The organism is Agrobacterium sp. K11 (genome assembly GCF_059429395.1).
In genome coordinates this window covers 160,300-172,016 of sequence record NZ_JCAHRB010000002.1, presented here as the reverse complement: position 1 = coordinate 172,016, position 11,717 = coordinate 160,300, and the positions used below count along the sequence as shown (strand labels likewise).

At 58.7% G+C, this 11,717-nt stretch carries 10 protein-coding genes; 7 read left to right on the top strand and 3 right to left on the bottom strand.

Annotation, left to right across the window (positions count from 1 at the left end; translation table 11 throughout):
- Window positions 1-237: 237 nt before the first annotated feature.
- Both AC5SEO_RS02505 and AC5SEO_RS02500 read right to left on the bottom strand, forming a co-directional pair.
- Window positions 238-1,512 carry an NAD(P)/FAD-dependent oxidoreductase gene (locus AC5SEO_RS02505; RefSeq protein ID WP_003511067.1) on the bottom strand — a complete coding sequence of 425 codons (1,275 nt, stop codon included), beginning with the start codon at window positions 1,510-1,512 and terminating at the stop codon, window positions 238-240.
- Between the two features lie 14 nt (window positions 1,513-1,526).
- Entirely contained in the window at window positions 1,527-2,195 is a 669-nt protein-coding gene (locus AC5SEO_RS02500; protein ID WP_003511068.1) for a haloacid dehalogenase type II, read from the bottom strand.
- A 324-nt stretch (window positions 2,196-2,519) separates the two neighbouring features.
- Here AC5SEO_RS02500 and AC5SEO_RS02495 point away from each other — a divergent pair, with 324 nt between their 5' ends.
- The 7 genes from AC5SEO_RS02495 to AC5SEO_RS02465 all read left to right on the top strand — a co-directional run bounded on the left by AC5SEO_RS02495 (window position 2,520) and on the right by AC5SEO_RS02465 (window position 11,068).
- Window positions 2,520-3,356, top strand: coding sequence for a GNAT family N-acetyltransferase (locus tag AC5SEO_RS02495; protein ID WP_065662552.1), 837 nt, complete (start codon window positions 2,520-2,522; stop codon window positions 3,354-3,356).
- 14 nt (window positions 3,357-3,370) lie between these two features.
- Window positions 3,371-4,744, top strand: a complete 1,374-nt coding sequence (locus AC5SEO_RS02490) for an aspartate aminotransferase family protein (protein WP_112191968.1) — start codon at window positions 3,371-3,373, stop codon at window positions 4,742-4,744.
- Between the two features lie 256 nt (window positions 4,745-5,000).
- Window positions 5,001-5,714 (top strand): HAD-IA family hydrolase, encoded by a 714-nt coding sequence (locus AC5SEO_RS02485; protein ID WP_019564741.1) that lies wholly within the window; start codon window positions 5,001-5,003, stop codon window positions 5,712-5,714.
- 88 nt (window positions 5,715-5,802) lie between these two features.
- Window positions 5,803-7,413 (top strand): ABC transporter substrate-binding protein, encoded by a 1,611-nt coding sequence (locus AC5SEO_RS02480; protein WP_174068849.1) that lies wholly within the window; start codon window positions 5,803-5,805, stop codon window positions 7,411-7,413.
- 198 nt (window positions 7,414-7,611) lie between these two features.
- Window positions 7,612-8,562 (top strand): ABC transporter permease, encoded by a 951-nt coding sequence (locus tag AC5SEO_RS02475; protein WP_003511075.1) that lies wholly within the window; start codon window positions 7,612-7,614, stop codon window positions 8,560-8,562.
- Window positions 8,562-9,413: an ABC transporter permease gene (locus AC5SEO_RS02470; protein WP_013761653.1), complete on the top strand. Its 852-nt coding sequence runs from the start codon at window positions 8,562-8,564 to the stop codon at window positions 9,411-9,413. Before AC5SEO_RS02475 ends, AC5SEO_RS02470 begins: the two co-directional genes overlap by 1 nt.
- Complete coding sequence (locus tag AC5SEO_RS02465; RefSeq protein ID WP_080801358.1) at window positions 9,413-11,068, top strand: ABC transporter ATP-binding protein; 1,656 nt, start codon at window positions 9,413-9,415, stop codon at window positions 11,066-11,068. The genes AC5SEO_RS02470 and AC5SEO_RS02465 overlap by 1 nt, the downstream gene beginning before the upstream one ends.
- Before the next feature lie 103 nt (window positions 11,069-11,171).
- On the opposite strand, the gene AC5SEO_RS02460 is transcribed toward AC5SEO_RS02465, so the two are convergent.
- Entirely contained in the window at window positions 11,172-11,648 is a 477-nt protein-coding gene (locus tag AC5SEO_RS02460; RefSeq protein WP_013761655.1) for an Lrp/AsnC family transcriptional regulator, read from the bottom strand.
- Window positions 11,649-11,717: the final 69 nt, after the last annotated feature.

Sequence of the window (11,717 nt, the reverse complement as noted above, 5' to 3'; positions counted from 1 at the left end):
TCTGCGGCCCTTCTTTTTTGGTGCGAAATTGAAAAAGCAGCATTCCCAGGGGTGGAAGAAAAATCCGGAGGCATGAATTGGTTTGGCAAAGCCACGGCATTCACGTGTCGTGACCTCCGAATAGATCCGGGGTCCAGCGCGATCACGTCATTGATCGTAAAAGACTATTCACCGTGCAGGCGCGCAGTGGCTGGATGCCAGATCAAGTCCGGCATGATGAAGAAATGAACTAACCCGCTACTGAATCTTATCCAGCATCTTGTAATAAAGCCCTACCAAGGGAAGAAACCAGGGCTTGCCGAAATGGCCAGGCACCGCCGGCCAGTCCATCCCCTTCAGCGGGTTGTTGTCCGGGCGGCCCAGAATGGCGTCAGCCATGATCATGCCCAGATGGGTGGAAAGCTGGGCGCCGTGGCCGGAATAGCCCATGGCGTACCAGACGCCGTCATGGAAACCGGCGCGGGGATAACGGTCCTTGGTCATATCAACCAGTCCGCCCCAGCAATAATCGATCGGCACATGCGCAAGCTGCGGGAATATGCGGTGAAGGCTATCCATCAGGATCGCGCCACTTTTGGCATCCGAACGCTGGTCCGATGTCGTGGAAAAGCGCGCGCGGCCGCCGAAGATCAAGCGGTTGTCCGGTGCAAGGCGGAAATAATTGCCGATATTCATGGTGTTGACGTAGGTGCGGTTACCCGGAACGGACGCCTTGATCTCGGCATCCGTCAACGGCCGCGTGGCGATGATGAAACTGCCGACCGCGATGATGCGACGGCGGAAATAGCCGAAGCCGGAGGGCGTGTAGGCGCCGGTTGCCACAAGAACATTATCCGCGGTGACCTTGCCGCGCGCCGTTTCCAGCGTGTGTGTCTTGCCGTTCTGAGTATGTTTCGTCACCGCCGCATTTTCGAAGATGACCGCACCATGGCGGCTGGCAGCCTGCGCAAGGCCGGCCACATAGCGGCCCATATGCATCATGGCGCTCTTCTTGGACAGCATGGCGCCATAAAAGGGAGAGCCGATTTCCGCCTTGAGATCGTCAACCGACAGAAGAGCCGTATCGGGATCCACCTCGGCATGAACAGCCTCGAAATTCTTCGCCAGACTCTCGAAATGCTGCGGTTTCGAAGCCATTTTCAGCTTGCCGGCGCGGCGGAAATTACAATCGATCCCTTCCTCGGCGATAAGGCTTTCCAGCGTGTCGATCGAGGCATCCAGCGCCTTGTAGAGCGCGATGGCGCGCTCCTTACCGAGTTCCGCCTTGGCGGAGAGGTAGGAGTGGGCCAGCCCGTTGTTGAGGTGGCCGCCATTGCGCCCGGAAGCACCCCAGCCGACGCGCTGTCCTTCAAGAACAACCACGCGCGCGCCCGCTTTTGCCAGCTGGCGCGCAGCACCCAGACCCGTGAAGCCGCCACCAATGACGGCCACATCGTAATGGCCTTCGACAGGACCTTGCGCCGCCCCCGCAAACAGGGGCGCCGTGTCGTGCCAATAGGAGACGAGCTTCATGATCCGGTCCTTCCTTACAGTCCAACGACGCCCGCGAGACCGGAAATATCGGAGATCTCCGTATAACCGTAATAGGGGTTTGCCGGTTCGTGGCCGCGGTTGACCCAGACCTTGTTCTTGATGCCGAGATCGTGCGCGGACATCAGGTCGTAGCGGAAGGAGGACGAGACGTGCAGAATATCTTCCGGGCCGCAGCCGAGCATGTCGAACAAATATTCGAAAGCCTTGAAATGCGGCTTGTAGGCCTGCGCCTGTTCGGCGGTATAGACAGCATGGAACGGCGCGCCAAGCTTTGCCACATTCGACATGATCTGCGAATTCATGGCGTTAGACAGAATGACCAGCGGAATTTCCTTGGCAACCTTCGCCAGACCGGCCGGAACGTCCGCATGCGGACCCCATGTCGGAACGCGCTCATACACCATTACCGCATCTTCGTCCTTGAAGGCCACACCGTTGCGCTTGCAGGTGCGCGACAGAGCGTTATGGACAACTTCGGCGTAAGGCTTCCAGTCATGCATGACCTCGTCCAGGCGATATGCAGAGAAGTCCTTGATGAATTGCTGCATCTCGGCCTCGCCCAGACGATCACCATAGAGATCGCGGGCAGCTTCTGCCATCTGGAAATGAATCAGCGTACCGTGGCAATCGAAAGTGATGTATTTCGGGCGGAAGATGGTCATGTCGTCGTCGTCCTTGCTTGGGGATGGGTGGTGGCTGCAATAACAAGATCATAGAGGCCTTTGCCCGGTCGACGCACTGCAATTGCCATTCGCGAAAGCAGATTGTTGCGTATGCAGCCGCCAGTTTGGCAGAGAGTTGCGTGCGACAAAACCGGAAGCCGCCGCCCGCCCCCGTTCTGCGGATGGAAGCAGATGATGTGCGGCATAAGATGCGGCGGCGGGTAAAAGCAACAGTGAAACATATCGAACCTTGCCATTCGTCGGGACAATGTTCTTTTGCCGCCGGTCTATCAATGAACATGAAGAATAAAACGGAGTTGGGCCATGCAAGCCAGCCTCATCGATATCCAGAAATTTGAGCCGCAACACCTCGACGCCGCCGTCGAGCTTTCCCGCCAGGCCGGTTGGCCACACCGCCGGGAAGACTGGGCGCTCGTCCTTTCACTGAGCAAGGGTTTCGTCGCTATCGAAAACGGTCGCGTCGTCGGAACCGCAATGGCCACGCTTCTCGGAGACACCTGCGCCACCGTCAACATGGTGATCGTGGACGAGGCCATGCGCGGCCGTGGTCTCGGACGCAAGCTGATGCAGGCGGTCGTCGATGCTGCGGAAAATCGCGAGTGCCGTCTGACCGCCACCGCTGAAGGCCTCCCCCTCTATGAGAAGATGGGGTTCGTCGCATGCGGCGAGGTGCGTCAGCACCAGGGAATTCCTACGGCCGCCGATAAGCCCGCTAACGTGGCATGGGCAGAAACGATTGTACCGGCCGAGCTTGCCGCACTCGACGCGCAGGCATTCGGTGCGGATCGTACGGCACTCTTTACCGAGCTTGCGGATAGGGCACGGTTTGCGGTGGTTCAACAGCATGGCGCCATCATGGGCTTTGCAGGCCTTCGCGCCTTTGGCCGTGGTGAAGTCATCGGCCCGATTGTCGCGGAAACTGCTGAAATCGCAAAGGATTTGATTGCCTTCGTAGTTTCCGAGCGCCCCGGCGCATTCCTGCGCGTAGACACCACCACCGAGACGGGCCTCGGTCCCTGGCTTGCCGAATACGGTCTTGCCCATGTCGGTGGCGGCATCGCCATGCGCCGGCCGAAGGCGGAAACCTCTGCCGACAAAAAACTGAAAACATTCGCGTTGACCAGCCAGGCGCTGGGCTGAATCCGGAGAGACCCATGTTAAGCAATTCACTGATCGAGCTCGACCGCGCCCATCTGGTGCACCCTGTCTCTTCCTTCCGCGGCCATGAAAAGCTTGGCGTTCGCGTGCTGAAATCGGCAAAGGGTGCCACGATTACCGACATGACCGGCCACCAGCTGATCGACGGTTTTGCCGGCCTCTGGTGCGTCAATGCAGGCTATGGGCATGACAGCATCGTGGAAGCGGCGACAAAGCAGATGCGTGAACTGCCCTATGCCACTGCCTATTTCGACATTGGCAGCGAACCCGCCATCCGCCTCGCCTCCGAACTCGCCGACCGCGCGCCCGGCGATCTCAACCACGTCTATTTCACGCTTGGCGGATCCGACGCGGTGGACAGCACCATCCGCTTCATCCGCTATTACTGGCACGCCAAAGGCCAGCCGCAGCGCGACCAGTTCATTTCCATCGAACAGGGTTATCACGGCTCCACCACCGCCGGTTCAGGCCTGACTGCGCTGCCTGCCTTCCATGCAGGTTTCGGCGTGCCTTACGACTGGCAGCACAAAATTCCGTCTCACTATGCCTATCGCAATCCGGTCGGCAGCGACCCCGCCGCCATCATCGCCTCTTCCCTGCAAATCCTGAAGGACAAGATCGAGGCTATCGGCCCGGAGCGGGTCGCCGCCTTTTATGCCGAGCCCATTCAGGGCTCCGGTGGCGTTCTGGTGCCGCCGCCTGGCTGGATCAAGGCCATGCGAGAACTCTGCCGTTCCTACGGCATTCTCTTCGTTGCCGACGAAGTCATCACCGGCTTCGGCCGCACGGGACCACTGTTTGCCTGTGCCGACGAAGATATCGTGCCGGACTTCATCACAGCCGCCAAGGGTCTGACTTCGGGCTATGTGCCGATGGGCGCCGTCTTCATGGCCGACCATGTTTATGATACAATAGCCGACTTCGCTGGCGATGCCGCGGTCGGGCACGGTTATACCTATTCCGCCCATCCCGTCAGTGCCGCCGTTGGTCTCGAAGTGCTGAAACTTTACGAGGGCGGGCTGCTGGAAAACGGCCGGCGCGCCGGTCAGCGGCTGATGGCCGGGCTGGAAGGATTGAGAAGCCATCCGCTGGTTGGCGATGTGCGCGGCCGGGGTATGCTCGCCGCTATCGAACTCGTGACCGACAAAGAGAAGAAAACTCCGCTGCCGGCTGCAGCGGCCCCTGCACGCAAGGTTTTTGACCGCGCCTGGGAAAACGGCCTCATCGTGCGCGCCTTCGCCAACGGCATCCTCGGCTACGCGCCGCCGCTGTGTTGCACCGATGACGAGATCGACGCCATTATAGAGCGGACGCGGAAAACCCTCGACCAGACGCTCGAGGACCCGGCAGTGCGGGCCGCCATGGCCTGAGGCGAACAGTGGATGGCGTTGCGGCACCTTCTCGAAATGTCGCAACGCCGCACATATTCGCAATATTCTGCCGAAGACCCGATCCTTTTCGGAGAATCCGGCGCGCTGGAACTGCCAAACTATCAACAGAAAAAGCACTAAACGCCATAAAAAAGGGCGTTAGCAAGAATGGGAACGGGGCAAGGATCCCGTCCGGGAACAGAATAAAATGCCGCAGCCTTCCCAAGGGCTCTGCGCGGCAAAGCGGAGACCGACATTGCCCAAGAAACTGAGCGACTTCAAATATATGAGCTTCGACGTGGTGGGAACTCTCATCGATTTCGAAGGTGGCTTGAAATCGACCCTGATCCAGATCGGCGCTGAAAACGGCGTTGAGGTCGACGGTGAAAAGGCGCTTAGCCTTTACCGCGCGGCGCGTTACTCCGACGCCACCGATCTGTTTCCGGACGATCTCGTCCGCGTCTACCTGATCATCGCTCCGGAACTCGGTTTGCCGGCGGAGCGCGCTCTGGGTGAGCGCCTGCGCGACGCGGCAAAAAACTGGAAAGGCTTTGAAGACAGCCGTGCCGCGATGGCCGAGCTTGCAAAGACGCATCGTCTCATTGCAATGACCAACGCCCAGCGCTGGGCCTTCGAGTATTTCTCGAAGGAACTCGGTAGTCCCTTTTACGCCGCTTTCACAGCGGATGATACCGGCACGGAAAAGCCGGATCCCGCATTCTTCGAGAAGGTTTTCGCCTTCGTTGAAAGCGAAGGCGCATCGAAGGACGACATTCTGCACGTTGCGCAGAGCCAGTACCACGATATCGGCATTTCACGGAAACTCGGGATGACCAATTGCTGGATAGAGCGCCGCCACGCCCAGAAGGGATATGGCGGCACCATCGAGCCGGAGAACTTTACCGAACCGGACTACCACTTCACCTCGATGGCCGGCCTTGCCGAGGCCACGAGACACTCGGGTCGCTGAAGCGCCTGTGGCATGACGCGCACTGGGGCGTGGATGCCGAAAATTACTGCAGATGCCATTTCAACAAATCATACAAAAGGGGAAGACCATGAGTGACAGGATTACAAATTGGACCCGCTCTGACGATGCCGCCGTTGAACAGGCTATCCGTCGCGGCGCGACGCGGCGAGAGCTGCTTCACATGATGCTGGCCGGCGGCGTAGCACTTTCCGCCGGTTCGGCCATTCTCGGCCGCGCCTCGCAGGCTCTGGCGGCCACTCCCGTTTCCGGCGGCACGCTGAAGGCGGCCGGCTGGTCCTCCTCCACGGCCGACACGCTCGATCCCGCCAAAGCCTCGCTTTCGACGGATTACGTTCGTTGCTGCGCGCTCTATAACCGACTGAGCTTCCTCGATGTTTCCGGCACGCCCCAGATGGAGCTGGCCGAATCCATCGAAACGAAGGACGCCAAGACCTGGACCGTGAAGCTGCGTTCCGGCGTCACCTTCCATGACGGCAAGGCACTGACCGCCGATGACGTGGTCTATTCGCTGAAGCGTCACCTTGACCCGGCCGTCGGTTCGAAGGTCGCCAAGATCGCCGCCCAGATGACCGGCTTCAAGGCGATCGACAAGAGCACCGTCGAGATCACGCTGGCAAACGCGAATGCAGACCTGCCGGCCATCCTGGCATTGCATCACTTCATGATCGTTGCCGATGGCGCGACCGATTTCTCCAAGGGGAACGGCACCGGTGCCTTCAAGCTGGAGAAATTCGAACCCGGCGTCCGCTCGATCATGTCGAAAAACACCAATTACTGGAAACAGGGTGGTCCGCACGTCGATAGCTTCGAATTCTTCGCGATTGCCGAAGACAATGCCCGCGTTAACGCCCTCATTTCGGGCGATATCCACCTCGCAGCGGCTATAAATCCGCGTTCGCTGCGCCTGCTCGACAAGCAGGAAGGCATCGTTCTGTCAAAGGGAACGTCCGGCAACTACACCAACCTCAATATGCGGCTGGACCAAACGCCCGGCAACAATGCCGATTTCATCGCCGGCATGAAGTCGATCGTCAACCGCGAGCAGATCGTCAAGGCGGCTCTGCGTGGCCTCGGCGAAGTCGGTAACGACCAACCCGTGCCGCCAATGAGTCCCTACCACAATCCGGACCTCAAGCCGAAGGCCTTCGATCCTGATAAGGCGAAGTTCCACTTTGAAAAAGCGGGTCTTATCGGTCAGTCCATCCCGGTCATCACCTCGGATGCTGCAAATTCTGCCGTGGACATGGCGGTGATCATCCAGGCGTCGGCCGCAGAAATCGGTGTAAAGCTGGATGTGCAGCGCGTTCCCTCGGACGGTTACTGGAGCAATTACTGGCTCAAGGCGCCTATTCACTTCGGCAATATCAACCCGCGCCCGACCCCGGATATTCTGTTCTCGCTGCTTTACGCCTCCGACGCGCCGTGGAACGAAAGCCAGTACAAGTCGCCGAAGTTCGACAAGATGATGCTCGAAGCACGTGGCATGCTGGACATGGACAAGCGCAAGCAGATCTACTTCGAAATGGAAAAGATGATCGCCGACGAAGCCGGCACCATCATTCCCGCCTATATCACCAATGTCGATGCCATCACCTCCAAGCTGAAGGGTCTGGAAGCCAATCCGCTCGGCGGCATGATGGGTTACGCGTTTGCTGAATACGTCTGGCTCGAAGCCTGATAGACCAAGGGGCCGGGCGCCGATGCGCCCGGCAACCTTTCCGCCGGTGCGGGAAGCCTCCACAGCTGGAGCGACACTTTGAAAAACAAGCGGTTTTCGCCTGATATCTCGCTACAGCTATATAATTTGGATCATGATGATTTCAGGTCGATCGGGCCTGAAATCATCATGATCCAGGCAGGTCGCAGGAGCATGTAAATGAACAGCCGGATACTCTCCCTTATCGCCAGGCGGCTGGTCGTCATGCTGACGACGCTGCTTATCGTATCGTTTATCGTCTTTTCCGCCACCAGCCTGCTGCCCGGCGACACGGCAACGATCCTTCTTGGCCAGTCGGCAACGCCGGAGGCCGTGGCCGGTCTGCGCACCGCCATGCATCTCGACGACCCGGCCCTTCTGCGTTTTGTCCGCTGGCTTTTTGGCCTGCTGCACGGCGAACTCGGCACGTCCTACGCCAACAATATGGCGATCGCCGACCTCATAGGCCCACGTTTCGTCAACTCCATGAAGCTTGCCGGCATCACCACTGTTATCGCCGTGCCGCTGGCCCTGACGCTCGGCATCAGCTCCGCCATGCTGCGTGGAACGCTTTATGATCGCGCCGTCACCATCCTGACCATCGGTGTCATTTCCGTGCCGGAATTCATGATCGCGACGCTCGCGGTTCTGCTGTTCGCCGTATATCTAAAGTGGCTGCCAGCCCTGTCGCTGGTCAGCGAGGTGCATACCGTGTTCGATGTGCTGCGGGTTTACGCCATGCCGGTCATCACCCTCACCTTCGTCGTGTCGGCACAGATGATCCGCATGAGCCGCGCCGCCGTCATCGAGACGCTCGATACGCCCTATGTGGAAATGGCGCTCCTGAAGGGCGCTCCGCGCATGCGCATCGTCCTGCGCCACGCACTTCCCAATGCGCTTGGTCCCATCGTCAATGCGGTGGCCCTTTCGCTCTCCTACCTCGTCGGCGGCGTCATCATCGTCGAGACTATCTTCAATTATCCAGGCATCGCCAAGCTGATGGTTGATGGCGTCGCGACCCGTGATCTGCCGCTGATCCAGAGTTGCGCAATGATTTTCTGCGTCGGTTATCTCCTCCTCATCACAACCGCCGATATCATCGCCATCATGTCCAATCCGAGGCTGCGCTGATGACCGACAATATCAAAACAACTTCGGGGACCTCGCGTTTGGGTTACAAAATCAACGTCGTCGGCGTTTTCGGCTTTCTCGTCATTTTTCTCTGGGCCATGGTTGCGATCTTTGCGCCCTATCTCATCCCGCATCCCGTCGGTGAAATCGTCGATCTGGATTATTTCGGTCCGATGACCTCCGATCTCTGGCTCGGCTCCGACTATCTCGGCCGCGACGTGTTTTCCCGCATTCTCATGGGCGCGCGTTTCACGGTCGGCATTTCACTTGCGGCCGTAACAATCGCCTGCGTGTCGGGCGTCGTTCTCGGCATGAGCGCAGCCGTGGTCGGCGGCTGGTTCGATGCGGCCCTCAGCCGTTTTCTCGATGCGGTGAACTCCATCCCAAGCAAGCTTTTCGGGCTTGTGGTTGTCGCTGCCGTTGGCTCATCCATTCCTGTGCTGATCGTCACCCTGTCGGTTATCTATACGCCCGGCGCCTATCGCTTTGCCCGGGCGCTCGCCGTCAATGTCAACACCATGGATTTCGTCACCGTGGCCCGCGTGCGCGGCGAGAGCCTCTTGCACCTCATCAGCTCCGAAATCCTGCCCAACATCATCCGTCCTGTGCTGGCCGATCTCGGCGTGCGCTTTGTGTTCATCGTGCTGCTTCTGTCGGGCCTTTCCTTCCTCGGTCTCGGCCTGCAGCCGCCGAATGCAGACTGGGGTGCGCTGGTGCGTGAAAACATCGGCGGCCTGCCCTTTGCTGCGCCAGCCGTGATCTTTCCGTCGTTGGCGATTGCCAGCCTGACGATCAGCGTCAATCTGCTGATCGACAATCTGCCGCAGAAAATCCGCGACAGGAGCGAATAATGACAAATCTTGTTGAAATCCGTGGACTTAAAGTCGAGGCGACCACCGATTCCGGCCGCCGCATCCAAATCATCAGGGGTGTAGACATCGATATCGCCGATGGCGAGATCGTCGCATTGATCGGTGAAAGCGGCTCCGGCAAGACCACCATTGCACTGACATTGATGGGATATGCCCGCCCAGGCTGCCGTATTTCCGGCGGCAGCGTCACGGTGGCAGGCCGCGATATGGTACAGCTTTCCGAAATGGAACGGGCAAAGATCCGCGGTACAAAAATTTCCTACGTCCCTCAAAGCGCCGCAGCCGCCTTCAATCCGGCGCAAAAGATTATCGACCAGGTCATAGAGGTCACCCGCATCCACGATCTGATGCCGCCGCAGGAGGCGCGCCAAAGAGCGGTGGAACTGTTCAAGGCATTGTCGCTGCCCAATCCCGAAACCATCGGCGACCGTTATCCGCACCAGGTTTCCGGCGGCCAGCTTCAGCGTCTCTCCGCCGCCATGGCGCTGATCGGCAACCCGGAACTGGTCATTTTCGACGAACCGACCACAGCACTCGACGTAACGACACAGATCGAGGTTCTCCGCGCCTTCAAATCAGCGATGCGCAAGGGCGGTATCGGCGGCGTTTATGTTTCGCACGATCTCGCAGTCGTCGCCCAGATTGCCGATCGGATCGTGGTGCTGAAAGGCGGCGAGATACAGGAAACCGGCACGACCACGGATATTCTCGAGAATGCACAGCATCCTTATACGCGGGAGTTGCTCACCGCTTTTAACGACAAGGTACGCACCGTAGCGCCGCTAAAACAAAGTGACGCGAAGCCGCTGCTGGATATCGAGAAGCTGATCGCCGGATATGGAACGAAAGGCGAAGACCATATGCCGCTGGTGCGTGCGGTCGATTCCGTCAGCCTTGCAGTCTATCCCGGACGCAATCTCGGCATCATCGGCGAATCCGGTTGCGGAAAATCGACGCTGGCGCGCGCCATTGCCGGCATTCTGCCCGCCGCCAGCGGTCATGTCATCTTCGAAGGTCGGCAGTTGGACGCCGATGCCCGCCAACGCACCAGCGATCAGTTGCGCCGCATGCAGATCGTCTTCCAATATGCCGATACGGCGCTCAACCCGGCCAAATCCATCGAGGATATTCTCGGCCGGCCGCTGACCTTTTATCACGGCATGAGAGGCAAGGCGCGCGACGCCCGGATCGACCAGTTGCTGGATATGGTGAAGCTGCCGCGCTCGGTTCGCCACCGCCATCCTTCCGGCCTGTCGGGCGGACAGAAGCAACGCGTCAACTTCGCCCGCGCGCTCGCAGCAGAACCATCGCTCATCATTTGCGATGAAATTACCTCGGCGCTTGATACGGTCGTCGCAGCCGCGATCATCGACCTGCTCGGCGAACTCCAGCGAGAGCTGAACCTCTCCTACATCTTCATCAGCCACGATCTCTCTGTGGTGGAAACCATCTGCGACGAAATCGTCGTGATGTATGGCGGGCAGAAAGTGGAGCATCTGGCAACGGAAGCGATCAAGTCGCCGACCCATCCCTATTCGAAGCTCCTGTTCTCCTCGGTACCGAAGCTCGACCCGAAATGGCTCGACAATCTTCAGCAGGATGCAGAGTTGGTGCGGGCGTTTTCCAAGAGGTGACAACATCACTTTCGTCATCCTCGGGCTCGTCCCCAGGATGACGTTGAGTATGAAGCGACGTATCTCGATACTCTGGCGCCCCTGCTAAGGGACGTCTTCCACCTCAAAGCGGAAACAGGCTGGTCAGCGGCATATGCGATTTGATGATCGGAGATTTCAGCACAACGAAGCTGAAATATTTGTCGATACCGACATCCATGTCCGTCAGCCGCTCCATGATCGACTGATATTCGACGATGCCGGAGGTGACGAATTTCAGGAGGTAATCGTAACCGCCTGAAACGAGGTGGCATTCTACCACTTGATCGATCTTTTCGATAACGCCGAGAAAACGGGCGAAGTCGATCTGGCGGTGGTTCTTGAGCGTGATCTCGGTGAATACCGTCAGCGTCTGGCCGAGTTTGTTGATGTTGATCTGTGCCGAATAACCTTCGATATAGCCCTCGGCCTGAAGCTTCTTGACGCGCATCAGGCAGGGGCTTGGCGAGAGATTGACAAGCTCCGCCAGCTCGACATTGGTGATGCGACCATTTTTCTGGAGTTCGTAAAGGATCTTGATGTCGATCCGGTCAAGTTTCATCACGTGCGGAACCCCTTTTATATTTTTTCGTGCACGCGGCATAAAATTCTGACGCGGCCATGGAAATCT

Excerpts from the sequence above, each read along its gene's own strand:
- AC5SEO_RS02505 (WP_003511067.1), bottom strand. The coding sequence starts at position 1,512 with ATGAAGCTCGTCTCCTATTGGCACGACACGGCGCCCCTGTTTGCGGGG.
- AC5SEO_RS02500 (WP_003511068.1), bottom strand. The coding sequence starts at position 2,195 with ATGACCATCTTCCGCCCGAAATACATCACTTTCGATTGCCACGGTACG.
- AC5SEO_RS02495 (WP_065662552.1), top strand. The coding sequence starts at position 2,520 with ATGCAAGCCAGCCTCATCGATATCCAGAAATTTGAGCCGCAACACCTC.
- AC5SEO_RS02490 (WP_112191968.1), top strand. The coding sequence starts at position 3,371 with ATGTTAAGCAATTCACTGATCGAGCTCGACCGCGCCCATCTGGTGCAC.
- AC5SEO_RS02480 (WP_174068849.1), top strand. The coding sequence starts at position 5,803 with ATGAGTGACAGGATTACAAATTGGACCCGCTCTGACGATGCCGCCGTT.
- AC5SEO_RS02475 (WP_003511075.1), top strand. The coding sequence starts at position 7,612 with ATGAACAGCCGGATACTCTCCCTTATCGCCAGGCGGCTGGTCGTCATG.
- AC5SEO_RS02470 (WP_013761653.1), top strand. The coding sequence starts at position 8,562 with ATGACCGACAATATCAAAACAACTTCGGGGACCTCGCGTTTGGGTTAC.
- AC5SEO_RS02465 (WP_080801358.1), top strand. The coding sequence starts at position 9,413 with ATGACAAATCTTGTTGAAATCCGTGGACTTAAAGTCGAGGCGACCACC.
- AC5SEO_RS02460 (WP_013761655.1), bottom strand. The coding sequence starts at position 11,648 with ATGAAACTTGACCGGATCGACATCAAGATCCTTTACGAACTCCAGAAA.